The following is a 16,713-nucleotide window of genomic DNA, read 5'->3' as shown; positions in this document are numbered from 1 at the left end:
GTTTCGGAGGACGGCCCCGTCCGTGTGTGTGGGGCCTTGCGCGGCGCGCCGATCATGGTCTCGGTCTCGGGGAGAACCCCGAGATCCCCCTGGAATCGACCTCTCGTCTTAACACGGCCCCGCGCGCGGTGGGACGATGGCGAACATGACGAACCATCCCCGGGGGAACAAGGACGAGATCGCCGCCGCCTTACGCGCGAGTCGCGAGCTGGGGCCCGAATACGACGACGCGATCTCCGCTTCCCTGGTGGAGCGGGTCGACGACGCCATCGAGGAGCGCGTCGCACACCATGTCGCCCGCCAGGTGGGCGCGCAAGAGACCCGGAAGGGCGTGGCCCCCAACACCGTGCGGATGGTCCTGGCCCTGGTGTGCCTGGGCATCAGCATCCCGATCACGGCCATCGCCGCCGCGGTGGCCGGTGGTGCCGGCTCCATCCTCATGGTGTGGCTGGGGCTGATCGGCTTCTACCTGGTCGCGGTGGCGGGCCTGCGTCGCTGAAGGGCCGGGCGGTATCGGGTGAGCGAGGGCGGGGCGGGGACCGGCATGGTCCCCGCCCCGCTCTGTTCCACTCCTAGAAGCCGCAGGCCCGCAGGATCATGTCGTGCGTCTCCGCGGTCCAGTCCAGGGCGTCCGCCAGTCCGGCCTCGTCCCCGTTGTCCAGCTCCGCCAGAATGGCGTCGACGGCGTCGGCCCGCTCGGTCGCGTCGTCGCGTTGGTCGCCACGGGCGGCCTTCTCCAGACGTTCGACGTCGTCCAGGTGGGCGACCAGTTCGTCGGCGTGCTGGTCTTGGTAGGGCACCCCGTCGACGAGGATGTCCTGCTCGATGCTGGACGCGGCCATGTCGACCGCGGAGATATTGGCCTGGATGTCGGCGCAGGCCGCGTCGATCTCGGCCCGATCACCCGAACAGGCGCTCAGCGCCAACGGCAGGACCAGGGCGCCTGCGACCAGGGACAGAACACGGAGGTTGGTTCGGGGGTGCGACACGGGTGCTGCTCGTTCCTACTCGTGATGTGCGGTGGGGGAAGGATCCGACGGCCGAGCGGGGACCGTGCGGGTCACAGGACGGCGAAGACGATGACCACTGCCAACACCACCACGGCGAACGCCAGGCAGCCGATCGCGGAGGCTATGCCGCCGCCTCGGCGACGCGGAGCGTAACCGTGGCCGTCGTCGTAGTAGTGCCGGTTTCCGCCATACCAGCGGCGCCGATACCCGGAGGACGGCGCGACCACGTAGGTGGGGTTGGACCGGGTCGTTCGTGAGGGTCTGGCGGCCCTGGGGGTACGCGCCGGTCGAGCCGAGCGACCGCTACGGGAGTTGAAGCCGCCACCGGAGCGCGCGGCTCCACCACCGGCCGAGCGGCCGGTACGCGAGCTGAAGCCGCCACCGGAACGGGAGGAACCACCCGCCCGGCGCCCGCTGAAGCCGCCGGAGGAGCGGCCACCACCCGAGCGGCCACCACCGGAGCGACCTCCACCCGAACGACCGCCACCGGAGCGACCTCCCGATGACCGTCCTCCGCCGGATCTCCTGTTCATGGGGCCTCCTTGGGGGATTGTTCTTACCGACGCCGTCAGGGGAACGGCGTCACTACGAGACTAGCCTCTGTCTTCGCAGTTCAAGAGGGATGTGAGCACTTTCGTCCAGTTATGGTCATCACCGCTACGCGGTGGAACCACGGATGCTCGGCGTGCGTCGTGTCCCTCGGGGGCTCCACGGAAGCCGGCTTCGTCCGCCATTGAGGTCTCTCAGCCGTCCAGGGCCGCCCGCAGGATCTCGATGGCCTCATCGTGGTCCAGACCCACCCTGGTGATGACTTCGGCGTACACCCGTGCCGCGGCGAGCGCTTCGGCGCGTTGGTCGTCGCCTGCCGCCGCCACGAAGGTGCCCGAACGCCCGCGGGTCTCCACCACTCCGGCCTGCTCCAGCTCGCGGTAGGCGCGGGCGACGGTGTTGACGGCGACCGCGAGTTCTCCGGCCAGGGCCCGAACCGTCGGCAACCGGTATCCGACCGGAAGTTCGCCATTGGCGGCCGCGATCGCGACCAAGGCCCTGATCTGTTCGTAGGGCGGTACCTTCGACGCCGGATCAATGCGGATGAAATCCGCCATGTCCCTTTTCGCTCCCTACCTGGATCGCCTGCTCCTGACCCGGTCTCGACCGGGCACGCCACCCAACCTATCGCCCACCGATCGACCACTCGGAGCGACCACACGGGCCCCGCGTCCACGATCGGGGCGAGGGGCCCGTGCGGGGCGTCGATCAGACCACGCGGCGCGGCACCCGCTGGATGCCGTGCAGGCGGTGGGCCTCGCGTTCGGTGAGCAGACGCTCCGCGATCCGCGTGGCCCGCTTGACCCCGGGACGGGCCATGCGCTTGCGACGCTGGATGCGGTCGACGTACCCCTTGGGGCCGACGAGGACGCGTTCGTGCGCGTAGGCCGCGCGCATGGCGTCGGTGAGCGCGGTGTCCAGGGCCAACCCGCGGTCACGAAGCTCCCCCACGGGAGCGTTGTGCTGACGGGCCGAGTCCAAGGCGTCCTCGGTCTCGGACACGCTCTTGAGAAGCTCGGGCAGTCGGTCGGCCAACTCCTGGTCGCGAGCGAGCCTCTCGCGCGCCTGGGTCCTGTCCTGCTTGGGAACTCGCATCTTGCGCTCTCCATCGGGCGTAACATCGGCGGTCTCGTCGCAACTCTAGAGGTGACGAGGATCATCCTGCGACCCGGGATGCGGGTCGGTACGGGCGTTCGCCGACCCGACCTGTCACCTTACTCAGTAGATCCCCTCGAGCCCCCGGAGGAACCCGTGGTCAGTAGGAACAACGCAGGGCTCAGCCGCGAGCTCATCATCGTGGAGGCCTTGCACATCATCGCCGGACGTGGCCTGGGCGGCCTGTCCATGCGCCGGCTGGGCGACGCCCTGGAGGTGGAGGCCATGGCGATCTACCATCACTTTCCCAGGGGCAAGGAACAGCTGTTCAACGCCATCGCCGCCTATGTCACCACCGCTCGGGTGGTGAGCGGTCTGACCGAGGGCCAAGGGCCCGAGGAAGAGGAGCTGCCCGCCGCCGGGATCGCCGAGGAGGACCCGGACCGAGTCGAGAATCTGCCATGGGACCGCCGGATCACGGCGTGGGCCGAGTCCTACCGCACCCGGCTCCTGACCTACTCGGGCGCGATGTCGCTGCTGATGCACCGTGCACCGTTGACCCTGGCGGAGCAGCGCACCGTCGCCATGTTGGACGCGGCCCTGGAGGAGGCCGGGTTGTCCGGAGACGACGTGGCCCGGGGGCGTGACTCCCTCCTTTCGTACTGCCTGGGTTCCGTGGGACACCAGGTGCGATATGAGGGACGCGAGGACTCCCCCGGCGAGGTCGAGGCCTTGGCCCGCTTCCTCTTCGGCCTACGGGCGCTTCTGCGAGGGCTCGGTGCTTCCTAGACCGTCCGCCTCGCGCCCCGGCCCCGCGGGCCCCGTCACCGTTCAGCCGGCGGCGCGCTGTCGCACGCGTTCGGCGCGTAGACGGCGGGCCTCGTCCGGGTCCAGGACCGGGGCGGCGGTGAGCAACTGCTGGGTGTAGTCGCTCCGCGGGTTCTCGTAGACCGCGTCGCTGTCGCCCATCTCCACGACCTCGCCCTTGCGCATGACCGCGACGCGGTCACTGACCTGACGCACGACCGCCAGGTCGTGGGCCACGAAGATGTAGGTCAGGCCGAAGTCGTCCTGCAACTCCGAGAGCAGCCGCAGCACCTGGTCCTGCGTGGACACGTCCAGCGCCGAGACCGGCTCGTCGCAGATGATCAGCTTGGGCTTGAGGATCAGCGCGCGGGCGATGGCGATGCGCTGACGCTGACCACCGGAGAACGCGTGCGGGAACCGGTTGTAGTGGTTGGGCTCCAGGCCCACCCGCTCCAACAGGTCCTGTACCTGACCGCGGATCTTCTTGCCATCGCGCTCGCCCTGCACCCTCAGCGCGGTGCCGATGCTCTCCCCGATGGTCAAGCGCGGGTTCAGCGAGGAGTACGGGTTCTGGAACACCATCTGGATCTGCTTGCGAAGCGGGCGCATGCGCCGCTCCGGCAGATGGGTGATGTCGCGTCCCTGGAACTCCACGGTTCCCGCAGTGGGCTCCAACAGACGCATGATCATGCGCGAGACCGTGCTCTTGCCCGAGCCGGACTCACCCACGATGCCGAGCGTCTCGCCCCACCGTAGCTCGAAGCTGACTCCCTTGACCGCCCAGAAGTCGCTGGAGCGGCCCCACAGTCCCCCGCGGACCTTGAAGCTCTGCGAGAGGTCGCTCACCCGAAGCAGCGGCTCGCCCTTCCCCGCGCCCTCGGCGGCCGAGGAAAAAGCCGGGAAAGCGGTTGCCCCCTTGGGCGGCCCCTCGACCTCCTCCCGCGCGGTCCGGGACTGCTTTTCCCCGTTTTTCCGCTCCTTGCGGTCCGCACGGTCCCGGGCGCGGCGCTGGGCCCGGGAGACCTCCACACGCGGCACCGCGTCCAGCAGCGCCTGAGTGTAGGGATGTTCGGGTTCGGACAGCACGTGGCGCACGTCGCCGCGTTCCACCGCCCGGCCATGGCGCATCACCACGACCTCGTCCACCGAACCGGCCACGACGGCCAGATCGTGCGAGACGAGGATGAGGCCCATGTCCAGGTCACGGCGCAGCTCGTCGAGCAGGTCCAGGATCTGGGCCTGGACGGTCACGTCCAGCGCGGTGGTGGGTTCGTCGGCCAGCAGCACCTTGGGGTCGCACATCAACCCCATGGCGATGAGGACGCGTTGACGCATACCGCCGGAGAACTCGTGCGGGTAGGAGTTGATCCGTTTGGCCGGTTCGGGGATGCCGACGCGCTCCAGCGACTCGATCGCCCGCTCGCGTGCCTTCGAGCGCGACACCTGTGATCGGTGCACCCGCAACGCCTCGATGAGCTGGTTGCCGATGGTGTACTGCGGGTGCAGCGATTGCATCGGGTCCTGGAAGACCATCGCGATGTCGTTGCCGCGCATCCGACGGAGTCGCTTGTCGGAGGCGGCCACCACGTCGTTGCCCACCACCTCGATCCCGCCGGTGATCTCGGCGCGGGTGCCCCGGTGCAGACCCATCAGGGCCAGGGAGGTCACGCTCTTGCCGGACCCCGACTCCCCCACGATGCCCAGCCCGCCTCCGGCCGGGACCTCGAAGGACAGTCCGTCCACCGCGCGGACCTCACCGTCCATCGTCGGGAACGTCACCCGCAGGTCGTCGACGCGCACGACCGTGGCGGCGGGATCGGATTCACTCATGTAGGACGCCTCTCTTCAGCCGTGGACGCGCACACGCGGGTCGATCAGCGGGTACACCAGGTCCACGATCAGGTTGCAGATGACGATGAAGAACGCGCCGAACAAGGTCACACCGAGGATCACCGGAAGGTCGCTCTGGGTGATGGCCTGTACGGCGTACCGACCGATGCCGTTGAGTGAGAAGACCTGTTCGGTCAGGACCGCGCCGCCCAGGACCAACCCCAGGTCGAGACCGAAGATGGTGACGATGGGGGTCAGGGTGGGACGCAGGGCGTGCTTGAGCACCACCTTGCTCTCGCTCAGTCCCTTGGCCCGGGCCGTGCGGATGTAGTCCTCGCTGAGGGCCTCCAGCATGCCCGCGCGGGTCTGGCGGGCGTACATGGCCGCGTGCAGGAACGCGAGCGTCAGCCAGGGCAGCAGCAACCCTTGGACCCAACCGAACGGGTCCTGGGTGAAGGGAACGTATCCGGGGGTCCCGAACAGGCCCCAAGAGTGCACGAGGAAGGCCAGAGCGAGCAGACCGGTGAAGAAGATCGGCAGGGACACCCCGGCCAGGGCCACCGCCATCGCCAGTCGGTCGAAGAGGCTGCCCTTCCACACCGCGGAGATCACACCCACCGCGATCCCGCCGACCAGCCAGATGACGCCGGCGCCCAGGGCCAACGACCCGGTCACCGGGAGCCGGGCCAGGACCTCGGGGAAGACCTCCTGGTAGGTCTGGAAGGAGTAGCCGAAGCAGGGGGCGGCACACTCGATGGTCTCGCCGCCGAATCGGTACTGGGCTCCGAAGAAGATCCCGCGGACGAACTCGCCGAACTGTACGGCGATCGGTTGGTCCAACCCAAGCCGTTCGATGGTGGCCTGGATGGCCTCCGGGGTGGGAGCCCGACCCACGTACATGGTGGCGAGTTGTTCGGTGGTGCGACCCGCCCATCGCGGCACCACGTAGAAGATGGCGAAGGTGACCATGGTGACCACGGCCAAGAGCAGCAGCCCGGCGCCCAACCGGCGCAGGATGTAGGTCAGCATGGCGCGTGCTTTCTATCGTCGGAACCCGAGCCCGGGGCCCTGGCCCGGGGTGATGATGACTCCACCCCGAAGCCAAACACTAACCCATGGAAATCAGTCGATCACGGCTAGTGATCGGCGTGTGCGCGGGTGCCCGACATGCCGAGGGCGGCGCCCCTCCAGGAGGTCGCCGCCCTCGGACCTCTCACACCGGTCAGTCGGTGTTGTCGGTGCCCAGACTCATGTAGTCGTACATGCTGTAGCCCGGGTGGTAGTACACGTTGGTCAGGTTGGCCGGCCGGTACAGCACCGTACGTTCGAACACCGCAGGCAGGATCGCGGCCTGCTCCATGGCCCGCTCGTCGATCCGGGTGTAGATCGAGGCCCTGGCGTCGGGGTCCTCCTCGGAGACGACCTCGTCGAACCACTCGTTGATCTGGTCGTCGTCCAACTCGGCGATGTTGGAGTTACCCGCTTCCTGGATGGCGTCACCGTCCAGGATCTTGCTCATGAAGCCGTAGCCGCTGGCCCAGTCCGGAGCCCACCCGTAGACGGTCAGCCCCAGGTCGTTGTCGTGCACGAAGTCCGGGGAACCCGCCTGGGTGTTGGTGAAGGTGTCGGAGGGATACTGCTTGATCTCCGTCTCGATGTTCACGCGGGCCAACGCCTGCTGGAGCGCCTCGGCGGTGCTCACGTCGGTGGGACGGTCCGCGCGGGCACCGATGGAGGTGGAGAACCCGTCGGGCTGCCCGCACTCCTCCAACTTCTCCTGTGCCATCTCCAGGTCGCCCTTGTTGTCCTCGGACGGGTACAGGTCGATACTCGGGTCCGCCCCGGGCAAGGACGTGGGCATGATCTGGGTCGCGATGTCACCGCCGGTGTCGCCGCCCCAGGCGCGCTGCAGGGCGTCCCGGTCGGCCGCGTACATGATGGCTTCGCGGCAGGCGGGGTCGTTCAGGGGTTCGATGACGGTGTTGACGTTGACATAGCGCAGGGTGCTGGTCTGCGGGTTGTCGATGTTGTGACGCTCGGCCTCGTCGGTGATCAAGGTGCCCTTCATGGCCGGGCCCACGCCGGTGCCGGCCAGGTCGACGTCGAGTTCGCCATTGACCAGACGCTGATCGATCTCGTTCTGATCGACGCCCAACTGCACCTCGACCCGGTCGGGCAGAGCCTTGCGAATCGGATCGGTCTCGGAGTCCCACTCCTCGTTGCGCACCAGGTTCAGGGACACGCCGGGCCGGTACTCTCCGTCGAACTTGTACGGCCCGGAGGAGACCACGTTGCTCTGGTACTGCTCACCACGGTCGGCGTCGGCGGGCACCGGCGCGGTCTGCGGCTGGATGAGCACGTACGGGAACTCCGAGAAGCTCGTGTTCAAGTGGAAGATCAGGGTGTGGTCGTCCGGGGTCTCGATTCCGTCGAATCCTTCGAGCGGGTCGTCCTCGTTGGCGTAGGGGCCTTCGTAGTCGTCGCTGTCGGCGAGCAGTTCCTGGAAGTACTTGGGACCGTTGGGAAGTGCCTGGTCGCCGAAGTTGCCGCGCGCGATGGCGTATTTGACGTCCTGGGCGGTGATCTCCGAGCCGTCCTCGAAGCGCAGGCCCTCCTTGAGGCGGACCGTCCACTCCGTGGAGTCCTCGTTGCCCTCGGGCATCTCCTCGGCGAGGTCGGGCTGTAGCTCCACGCCCTGTTCACCGGGGGCCTCGGTGTAGGTCAGCAGGGTGCGGGCGTAGTAGCGGGAGAAGTTCCAGACGAACGCGTAGTAGGTGTTGCCCGGGTCCGGTGAGTCGAAGTCGGCGGAGATGGCGTAGCGCAGGGTTCCGCCGGTCTCGTCGGACGGGTTGACGACGGCGGTCTCACCCTCGTTGAACTCGGCGTCGGACTGTCCCGCCCCGCCTCCTCCGCCCGCACCGCCACAGGCGGACAGAGCCAGGGCCAGAGCGGTGCCGGCCGCGGCGGGCGCCATGATTCGTCGGAGCACGCCGGACCGTCGGGGCGGTCCCTGTCGCGTGAAGTGATGGGTGGTCACCTTGCCTCCTGGTGGGATTCGGTGGTGATGGCGTGCGGAGCACGTCCCTGTGAGTGGACGGATACCGACCGTGATGACCATAGACGAGATCGTTCAGTCGGAGGAACGCGGGTCGAAGGCGTCGCGCAGCCCGTCGCCGAAGAGATTGAATGCCAGAACGGTGATGAAGATGGCCAGACCCGGAACGATCACGAAGTGCGGTGACGTGGTGTAGAAGCGCAGCGCGTTCTCCAGCATGCCGCCCCAGGTCGCCATGGGCGGGTTGATGCCCACTCCCAGGAAGCTCAGGGCCGCTTCGAAGAGGATGTTGGTGGGGATCAGCAGGGTGGAGTAGACGAGGATCGGGGTGATGAGGTTGGGCAGGATCTCGCGGAAGACGATGTGGGCGTTGCCGGACCCCAGGCTGCGGGAGGCCTCCACGAACTCACGCTCCTTGAGGGTGAGGGTCTGTCCGCGCACGATGCGGCCGATGTAGGGCCAGTTGAAGAACCCGATGATGAACACCAGGACACCGATGCGCAGGTAGTTGCCCTCCAGGCCGAAGGCCCCGTCGGGGATGACACCGACCAGGGCGATGGCGAACAGCAGCAGCGGGAAGGCGAGGAAGATGTCCATGGTGCGGCTGATGACGGTGTCGACCCAACCACCGAAGTAGCCGGCGAGGATGCCCAGGACGGTCCCGATGACCACGCACACCACGGTGGCGACGGTGGCGACCAGCAGTGAGGTCCGCGCACCGTAGACGATGCGACTGAACAGGTCGCGCCCGTTGACGGGTTCGACCCCCAGAAGGTGTTCGGCGCTGATGCCTCCCCAGGGGTCGAGTCCTTGGGCGGTGTCGTCGGGGTCGCGCAGCACACCGCCGGTGAGCGGGTCGACGAGCTCCTGGTCGAACTGGTTGGGCGGGTGACCGAACCAGGCGGTGAGCAACGGCGCGAACAACGCGATGAGGATGAGCAGGATGACGATGACGCCGCCGGTCATACCGACCTTGTCCCTGCGGAAGCGTCGCCAGGCGATCTGACGTAGGGACCTGCCGGCGGCACCCTCGGCACCCGCCGCGACGGCTTCCGGGGCGGCGTGTTGGGACGACTCCGGCACGTCCATCGGTGTGGTCATGTATCCCCGCCCCCGATCTCTATTAGTGACTGAATCACCACACGGAGTGTGCACCAGTGGCCGTGAGGGATTCCAGTGTCCGCGCCGAAGACGAACGGGCCGGGCATCCCCTTTCGGAAATGCCCGGCCCGAGCCGTCGTGAGCGATTCGCGTGTTCGGTGGTTCGACCGTTCGGCCGTCAGGCCGTCAGGCCGTCAGGCCGTCAGGCCGTCAGCGGCCGCGCAGGTCGCGGTAGCGACGAACCAGTGCTTCGGTCGAGGCGTCCAGACCGGGCACTTCGGCGCCCTCGGTAAGGGCGGGCTCCACCTTCTTGGCCAGCACCTTGCCGAGTTGGACCCCCCACTGGTCGAAGGAGTTGATGTTCCACACCGCGCCCTGCACGAACACCTTGTGCTCGTAGAGGGCCACGAGCTGGCCCAGGGTGGAGGGGTCGAGTCGTTCGGCGAGGATCGTGGTGGTGGGCCGGTTACCGGAGAAGGAACGATGCGGCACCAGTTCGGGGCTCACCCCCTCGGCGGCGACCTCCTCCTCGGTGCGGCCGAAGGCCAAGGCCTGCCCCTGCGCGAACAGGTTGGCCATCAGCAGGTCGTGCTGGGGCACCAGCGCCTCGGCCAGGTCGAGGGCCGGTCGGGCGAAACCGATCAGGTCCGCCGGAACGAAACGGGTGCCCTGGTGCAGCAGCTGGAAGTAGGCGTGCTGACCGTTGGTGCCGGGGGTGCCCCACACCACCGGACCGGTCTGCCAGGCGACGGGTCGCCCGTCGCGTTGGACCGACTTACCGTTCGACTCCATGTCGAGCTGTTGCAGGTAGGCGGGGAAACGCGCCATATGGTGGCTGTAGGGCAGCACGGCGTGCGACTGGGCGTCGAAGAAGCCGCCATACCAAACGCCGAGGAGCCCGAGCAGGAACGGCAGGTTGCGTTCGACCGGTGCGGTGGCGAAGTGGGTGTCCATGAGGTGGAACCCGGCGAGCATTTCCCGGAAGGACTCCGGTCCGATCGCCACCATGAGGGACAGACCGATGGCGGAGTCGTAGGAGTAACGGCCACCCACCCAGTCCCAGAACTCGAACATGTTGGCGGTGTCGATGCCGAACTTCGCGACTTCTTCGGCGTTGGTGGACACGGCCACGAAGTGACGGGCGATCGCGTCGTCGCCGGCGCCGAGTCCTTCGAGCAACCATTCACGGGCGACGGTGGCGTTGGTGATGGTCTCGATGGTGGTGAAGGTCTTGGAGGCCACCACGAACAGGGTGTGCTCGGGGTCGGCGTCGATGAGTGCCTCGTTCAGGTCGGAGCCGTCCACGTTGGAGACGAACCGGAACTCCAGGCCGCGGTCTGTGTAGGGGCGAAGCGCCTCGTAGGCCATGGCCGGGCCCAGGTCGGAACCGCCGATACCGATGTTGACCACGCGGGTCACCGGCCTTCCGGTGTGCCCGAGCCAGGCACGCGAGCGCACCTTCTCGGCGAAGCCCGCCATCTTGTCCAGGACCTCGTGCACCTCGGGGACCACGTCCTGGCCGTCGGCTCGGACGACCCGTCCTCGAGGTGCGCGCAGAGCGGTGTGCAGGACGGCACGGTCCTCGGTGACGTTGATGTGTTCACCACGCAGCATGGCGTCGCGCAGCCCGGCCACCCCGGTGGCGGCGGCCAGGTCGGTCAGCAGCCCCATGGTCTGGTCGGTGACGAGGTTCTTGGAGTAGTCGACGTGCAACGAACCCACGTCGAGGCCGTAACGCTCGGCCCGCTTCGGGTCGTCGGCGAAGAGCCCGCGCAGATGGGTATCGCCCAACCCGGCGCGGTGCTCACGCAGGCGGACCCACTCGTCCCTGTGGTCCAGCGGAGTACCGGCGTGATCGCCGGTGCCCTCGGTCGACGGCAGGGGTGTGCTGGCAGACATCCGGTGACTCCTCGTCGTCCATGCTCCGGGGGGCGCGGGTCCACGGTCGCCCGGCCCACGCGCCGCGCCCGGGAATCGGTGGCTGTGCCCCCACCTTCCCATGAAAGGGGTCGACGCCGTGGACCTTGCGGGTGGAGCGGGTGGAGAAGGTCAAACGGGGCTGCGGTCACCGCTCTGGTCGTTGCGCGGCTCGCGCAGCCGGGCGACCTCCTCGCGCAGGGACCGCAGTTCGGCGAGGATCTGGCGTTGCCCCTCATCGGGTCCGTTTTGGGGGCCGCCGTCGGGCCCCTTCGCTCCCTGGCCCGACTCGCCGCCCCCACCACCGGCGTCACGTTCCTCGTGTCCCGCCTTGTCGAGCGCCTCCACCGCGACGGCGATGAACAGATTGAGCGCGATGAGCGTGGACACCAGCACGAAGACCACGAAGAAGACCCACGCCAGGGGTTGGGCCTTCATGACCTCCTTGGCGATGTTCCCCCAGCCGTCCGCGGTGAAGATCTGGAAGAGGGTGAACAGGGACGTCCACAGGTCACCGAAGTAGTGGGGGGTGTCGTCACCGAAGAGTTTGGTGGCCATCACCGCCGACACGTAGAGCAACAGCGCCACCAGCACCATGATGGAGACCATGCCCGGCAGGGCGCGGAAGAGGCCCGCCACCACGTGTCGCAGGGTCGGTATCACCGACAACAACCGCAGGACCCGCAGGACCCGGAGCACCCGCAGTACCGAGAACGGTCCGGTGGCCGGCATCAGCGCGATACCGACGATGATCACGTCGAACCAGCCCCAGGCGTCGCGCAGGAAGTCCTTGCGGTAGGCGAAGATCCGCAAGGTCAACTCGACGACGAACAGGGTCAGGATCACCTTGTCGATACCGGTGAGCAGGTCACCGTGTGCCTCCATCACCGGTTTGGACGTCTCGAAGCCGAGGATGACGGCGTTGATCATGATGAGGGTGATGACTCCGGCCTGGAACCAGAATGCGTCGACCAGGGATCGGACCCGTTCGCGTACGGTCACTAGGAGGGGAACTCCGTCTCTTCATGTCGGACAGGCAACGAAAAATGCTACCGCCGCGCACCGTGCCCCGGTTCCTCCTCATCGCCCTCGATACGCGGCCCACTGGTGCCCACCGGCGGGAACGGGCGTGATCGACATAGGAAACCGAGGCGAGGGGGCCGCCTGTGACGGAATCCGCGAACACGACCGGAGGACCCGGCGGGGACGACGAGGACATCGACGGCGTCGACGCCGAGATGGACGTGGAAGCCCCTGGCCAGGACATCGCCGTGGCGGAGTACTTGGAGGAGCACCCGAACGACTACCGCATCGAGGAGATCGATGACCACGAGGTGCTCGGTATAGACGCGGAGACGTGTCGGGAGGTTCCGGATGAGACCACCGGGACCGAGGGCGAGAACCCGTCGACTCGGAGCCGCGAGGAGACGTCCAGCCTGTTGCGCGCCGAGCGGTACGCCGAACGCGTGGAACGCCGCCTGGAGGGGTGAGCGCTCGCTCGACGTCCCTTCCCGGGGTCCGGCCTCAGGGGCCCTCAGCGCTCGGGTTCGCATCGAGCGAGGGACCCACGGAGCGCAGGTGGGAACGCAGCCAACGTTCCACCCGCAGGACGTGGGCGGTCGCCGTCGCCCGCGCGGCCTCGGGGTCGCGATCGCGAAGGGCCTCCAGGATGCGCCGGTGGTCCTCGTGCAGGTCCCGGGCGATGCCTTCGGCGTCGTGGCCGGCCCAGACCCGTTCGTTGAGGGTCGGCGAGGAGAGCCCGGCGTGCACGGCCGTCAGGGTGGCGTTGCCGGCGCACGCCACGATCCTGCGGTGGAAGCCGAGGTCGAAGGCGCCGGAATCGCCCGGTTCGGCGGAGCGGTCGATGTCCTCCAATCGGTCCAGCATCTCGCCGATGCGGTTCAGGTCCTCCTCTGTGGCGCGGGCGGCGGCGATGGCGGTGGCGGCGGGTTCGATCATCCGCCGTACCTGCAATACCTCCAGCAGGGTGGGGTCGGGGGATACCTCCGAGAGGACACCGAAGGCCTCCAGGAGGTCGTCGGGGCGCAGGGCGGTGACGTACACGCCCGCGCCATGGCGGACCTCCAGGACGCCGAGGGTGGTGAGGATGCGGATGGCCTCGCGCACCGAGCCACGGGAGACGCCGAAGCGCGCCGAGAGGTCGCGCTCCGTGGGCAAACGCTGCTGAGGTCCTACCTCTCCAGTTGAGATCATCGCCTTGATCTGCTCGACCGTCCGCTGCGCGACCGGCGTGCGAACTCCCTCAATCACGCCTCTCCCCTGCCCTTGTCGCTTTGAACACGCGGGCATCCTACCCGATCAGCGCATTGACCCTCTTGCCCACGGCACCAAGTTGCTGCACAGTGGTCGGACCACTCGGCGTTCCGTTCACGCGGCGCGTCGAGCGCCCCCTCGGCGTCGAGCCCCGCATCATCATCGAGTGGGACCGATGGGGCACGAAGGAGGCACATGCGGATCGCTTTGTTCATCACCTGCGTCAACGACACGCTCTTCCCCGATACCGGCCGCGCGGTCGTACGGCTGTTGGAGCGGCTGGGTCACGAAGTGGTCTTCCCCTCCGGGCAGACATGCTGCGGCCAGATGCACTACAACACCGGCTACCGAAGGCCCGCGGCCCGCCTCGCGGTGCGCTTCGTCCAGACCTTCGATGGGGCCGACGCCGTCGTGGTCCCGTCCGCCTCGTGCGCGGCCATGGTGCGGAAGCACTACCCGAAGCTGGGCCGCACCGGCAGCCGGCTGTCCCGGAGGATGGCCGACCTGGGACCTCGCGTGTACGACCTCACCGAGTTCCTCGTGGACGTGCTCCAGGTGACCGACGTGGGCGCGTACTACCCGCGCAAGGTGGTCTACCACCCCACCTGTCACGGGTTGCGTTTCCTGGGTCTGGGCGACCGGCCCTACCGACTACTGCGCGCGGTGCGCGGTCTCGAGCTGTTGGAACTGCCCGGGGCCACCGAGTGCTGCGGGTTCGGCGGCACCTTCGCGGTCAAGAACGACGACGTGTCCGCCGCGATGGGATTCGACAAGGCACGCCACGCTGTGGAGACCGGCGCCGAGGTGCTGTGCGCGGTGGACAACTCATGTCTGATGCACATCGGCGGAACACTGTCGCGGCAGCGGTCGGGCATGCGGATCGCGCACATCGCGGAGATCCTGGCGAGCACGGAGAAGGAGTACGCGACCCTATGAGCAGTGCGACGTTCCTGGGCATGCCGCCCTTCCCCGAAGCGGCCCGCAGCGCCGTGGCGGATTCACGCGCCCGGCACAACCTGCACAAGGCCACGCACACGATCCGCGGCAAACGCGACACCGTCATCGATGAACTGGGCGACGACTGGCAGCACCTGCGTGCAGAGGGCGAGGCGGTCAAGACCCACACCCTGCGCCACTTGGACCACTACCTGGAGAAGTTGGAGGAGTCGGTCCAACACGCGGGCGGCACCGTTCACTGGGCGGCCGATGCCACCGAGGCGAACGCGATCGTCACCCGCCTGGTGGAACGGACCGGTGAGTCCGAGGTGGTCAAGGTCAAGTCGATGGCCACCCAGGAGATCGAGCTCAACAACGCCCTGGAGGCGGCGGGCATCACCGCCTACGAGACCGACCTGGCCGAGCTGATCGTGCAGTTGGGCGAGGACCTGCCCTCCCACATCCTGGTGCCGGCCATCCACCTGGGTCGCGCGCAGATCCGAGAGATCTTCCTGGACAAGATGGCCGAGTGGGGCGTCCCCGCTCCGGAGGGCCTGACCGACGATCCGCGGGCTCTGGCCGAGGCCGCCCGGGTCCACCTGCGGGAGTTGTTCCTGCGCGCGAAGGTGGCGGTGTCGGGCGCCAACTTCGCGGTGGCCGACACCGGCACGCTCGTGGTCTTGGAGTCGGAGGGCAACGGGCGCATGTGTTTGACCATGCCGGAGACGCTCATCTCGGTGGTGGGCATCGAGAAGATCGTGCCCACCTGGTCCGACCTCGAGGTGTTCATGCAGTTGTTGCCGCGTTCCTCCACCGGTGAGCGGATGAATCCCTACACCTCGTCCTGGACCGGGGTGACACCCGGAGACGGGCCACAGGACTTCCACCTGGTGCTGTTGGACAACGGTCGCACCGACGTGCTCGCCGACACCGTGGGGCGCCAGGCGCTGCGTTGTATCCGGTGCTCGGCGTGCCTGAACATCTGCCCGGTCTACGAACGCACCGGCGGGCACGCCTACGGTTCGGTCTACCCGGGGCCGATCGGTGCGATCCTCGGCCCACAGCTGCGCGGAATGTCCTCGGAGGTGGACCGTGCGCTGCCGTACGCGTCGACGCTGTGCGGGGCCTGCTACGACGTGTGCCCGGTGGCCATCGACATCCCCGAGGTGCTGGTACATCTGCGCGAACAGGTGACGTCCACCGATGCGCCCTTGGGTGAGAAGGCCATGATGGCGGGCGCCGAGGCGGTGTTCGGTTCCTCGATGGCGTTGGACGCGGTCCAGCGCGCGGCCGGTGTGGTGCGCGGCGCGGTGCCCGAGCACCTGCCGGGGCTCGCGGGCAAGTGGACCGACACCCGGGACGTCCCCGATATTCCCAAGGGCTCCTTCCGCTCATGGTGGCACGAACGAGAGGAGGGCCGATGATGAGCGGCTCCCGTGAACGTGTACTGGCACGGGTTCGCGCGGCGTTGGCCGACGTGCCCGCAGACGAGCCGGTGGAGCGTCGCCCGAGCCGCTCCTACGCCGACGCCCACTTCGAGGGGGACACCTTGGAGGTACTGGTGGACCGTTTGTTGGACTACAAGGCGTTGGTGGAGCGGGTATCGGAGGAGGAACTTCCGGTTCGGATCGCGGCTGCGCTGGAACGGCGCGGCGCGGCTCGTGTGGTGGCCCCACCGGGATTGCCACCGGCGTGGCTGGCCGGATCCTCGGTGGAGCGTGTGGGGGACGGGGCCGACGTCCCGTTGTCGTCGGCGGACCTGGACGCCACCGACGGGGTGGTCACCGGTTGCGCGGTCGCCATCGCCGAGACGGGCACCATCGTCCTGGACGCGGGCCCCGACCAGGGCCGCCGGGCTCTGACCTTGGTCCCCGACTACCACTTGTGCGTGGTCCGGTCCGACCAGGTCGTCGACGGGGTCCCGGAAGGGGTACGTCGGTTGGATCCGGTACGGCCCCTCACCTGGATCAGTGGGCCCTCGGCCACCAGCGACATCGAGCTCAACCGGGTGGAAGGTGTGCACGGCCCGCGCACCCTGGAGGTGTTCTTGGTGGAGACCCGGATCTGAGAGCGACCTGATCGTCACAGGTGAGAACGGTCGAGGTAGGGCGTGCCTCACCTCGGTGGGTGCGGCACGCC

At 68.1% G+C, this 16,713-nt stretch carries 17 protein-coding genes; 6 read left to right on the top strand and 11 right to left on the bottom strand.

Annotated elements, in window-relative coordinates:
• Positions 1-145 precede the first annotated feature (145 nt).
• Complete coding sequence (locus NLI01S_RS21845) at positions 146-499, top strand: hypothetical protein (RefSeq protein ID WP_190318551.1); 354 nt, start codon at positions 146-148, stop codon at positions 497-499.
• Positions 500-572: 73 nt separating this feature from the next.
• Here NLI01S_RS21845 and NLI01S_RS21840 read toward each other — a convergent pair whose 3' ends face one another.
• The 4 genes from NLI01S_RS21840 to NLI01S_RS21825 form a co-directional block, all read right to left on the bottom strand.
• A complete protein-coding gene (locus tag NLI01S_RS21840) occupies positions 573-989 on the bottom strand; it encodes a hypothetical protein (RefSeq protein ID WP_067607692.1) in 417 nt (138 codons plus the stop codon).
• 71 nt (positions 990-1,060) lie between these two features.
• Positions 1,061-1,543 (bottom strand): hypothetical protein, encoded by a 483-nt coding sequence (locus tag NLI01S_RS21835; protein WP_067607690.1) that lies wholly within the window; start codon positions 1,541-1,543, stop codon positions 1,061-1,063.
• A gap of 210 nt (positions 1,544-1,753) precedes the next feature.
• Positions 1,754-2,116 carry a GntR family transcriptional regulator gene (locus NLI01S_RS21830; RefSeq protein ID WP_067607687.1) on the bottom strand — a complete coding sequence of 121 codons (363 nt, stop codon included), beginning with the start codon at positions 2,114-2,116 and terminating at the stop codon, positions 1,754-1,756.
• A 151-nt stretch (positions 2,117-2,267) separates the two neighbouring features.
• Positions 2,268-2,654 carry a hypothetical protein gene (locus tag NLI01S_RS21825; RefSeq protein ID WP_067607684.1) on the bottom strand — a complete coding sequence of 129 codons (387 nt, stop codon included), beginning with the start codon at positions 2,652-2,654 and terminating at the stop codon, positions 2,268-2,270.
• 156 nt (positions 2,655-2,810) lie between these two features.
• Here NLI01S_RS21825 and NLI01S_RS21820 point away from each other — a divergent pair, with 156 nt between their 5' ends.
• Positions 2,811-3,443, top strand: a complete 633-nt coding sequence (locus NLI01S_RS21820) for a TetR/AcrR family transcriptional regulator (protein ID WP_067607681.1) — start codon at positions 2,811-2,813, stop codon at positions 3,441-3,443.
• 42 nt (positions 3,444-3,485) lie between these two features.
• On the opposite strand, the gene NLI01S_RS21815 is transcribed toward NLI01S_RS21820, so the two are convergent.
• The 6 genes from NLI01S_RS21815 to NLI01S_RS21790 form a co-directional block, all read right to left on the bottom strand.
• A complete protein-coding gene (locus NLI01S_RS21815; protein ID WP_067607678.1) occupies positions 3,486-5,291 on the bottom strand; it encodes an ABC transporter ATP-binding protein in 1,806 nt (601 codons plus the stop codon).
• 15 nt (positions 5,292-5,306) lie between these two features.
• On the bottom strand, positions 5,307-6,320 hold the full coding sequence (locus NLI01S_RS21810) for an ABC transporter permease (RefSeq protein ID WP_067607675.1): 1,014 nt from the start codon (positions 6,318-6,320) through the stop codon (positions 5,307-5,309).
• A gap of 193 nt (positions 6,321-6,513) precedes the next feature.
• Complete coding sequence (locus NLI01S_RS21805; protein ID WP_067607672.1) at positions 6,514-8,328, bottom strand: ABC transporter substrate-binding protein; 1,815 nt, start codon at positions 8,326-8,328, stop codon at positions 6,514-6,516.
• Positions 8,329-8,421: 93 nt separating this feature from the next.
• Positions 8,422-9,447 carry an ABC transporter permease gene (locus NLI01S_RS21800; protein ID WP_067607669.1) on the bottom strand — a complete coding sequence of 342 codons (1,026 nt, stop codon included), beginning with the start codon at positions 9,445-9,447 and terminating at the stop codon, positions 8,422-8,424.
• A gap of 210 nt (positions 9,448-9,657) precedes the next feature.
• Positions 9,658-11,346: a glucose-6-phosphate isomerase gene (pgi, locus tag NLI01S_RS21795; RefSeq protein WP_067607666.1), complete on the bottom strand. Its 1,689-nt coding sequence runs from the start codon at positions 11,344-11,346 to the stop codon at positions 9,658-9,660.
• Between the two features lie 150 nt (positions 11,347-11,496).
• The gene (locus NLI01S_RS21790) at positions 11,497-12,366 is read right to left on the bottom strand and encodes an ion transporter (RefSeq protein ID WP_067607663.1); all 870 of its coding nucleotides are present in this window, start codon (positions 12,364-12,366) and stop codon (positions 11,497-11,499) included.
• 164 nt (positions 12,367-12,530) lie between these two features.
• On the opposite strand from NLI01S_RS21790, the gene NLI01S_RS21785 reads away from it, so the two are divergent.
• Entirely contained in the window at positions 12,531-12,854 is a 324-nt protein-coding gene (locus tag NLI01S_RS21785; protein ID WP_067607660.1) for a hypothetical protein, read from the top strand.
• Between the two features lie 34 nt (positions 12,855-12,888).
• Here NLI01S_RS21785 and NLI01S_RS21780 read toward each other — a convergent pair whose 3' ends face one another.
• On the bottom strand, positions 12,889-13,635 hold the full coding sequence (locus NLI01S_RS21780; protein WP_223809332.1) for a FadR/GntR family transcriptional regulator: 747 nt from the start codon (positions 13,633-13,635) through the stop codon (positions 12,889-12,891).
• 198 nt (positions 13,636-13,833) lie between these two features.
• On the opposite strand from NLI01S_RS21780, the gene NLI01S_RS21775 reads away from it, so the two are divergent.
• Genes NLI01S_RS21775 through NLI01S_RS21765 form a run of 3 tightly spaced genes read left to right on the top strand, consistent with a single transcriptional unit; the run spans position 13,834 to position 16,642 of the window.
• Positions 13,834-14,574 (top strand): (Fe-S)-binding protein, encoded by a 741-nt coding sequence (locus tag NLI01S_RS21775; protein WP_067607654.1) that lies wholly within the window; start codon positions 13,834-13,836, stop codon positions 14,572-14,574.
• Complete coding sequence (locus NLI01S_RS21770) at positions 14,571-15,998, top strand: lactate utilization protein B (protein WP_067607650.1); 1,428 nt, start codon at positions 14,571-14,573, stop codon at positions 15,996-15,998. The genes NLI01S_RS21775 and NLI01S_RS21770 overlap by 4 nt, the downstream gene beginning before the upstream one ends.
• Positions 15,995-16,642: a LutC/YkgG family protein gene (locus tag NLI01S_RS21765; RefSeq protein ID WP_067607647.1), complete on the top strand. Its 648-nt coding sequence runs from the start codon at positions 15,995-15,997 to the stop codon at positions 16,640-16,642. The genes NLI01S_RS21770 and NLI01S_RS21765 overlap by 4 nt, the downstream gene beginning before the upstream one ends.
• Positions 16,643-16,713 lie beyond the last annotated feature (71 nt).

It is taken from the genome of Nocardiopsis listeri NBRC 13360, from assembly GCF_001570765.1.
GTDB lineage: Bacteria > Actinomycetota > Actinomycetes > Streptosporangiales > Streptosporangiaceae > Nocardiopsis > Nocardiopsis listeri.
Note: the sequence above shows the minus strand (reverse complement) of the source record. Positions and strands in the feature narration are given on the sequence as shown.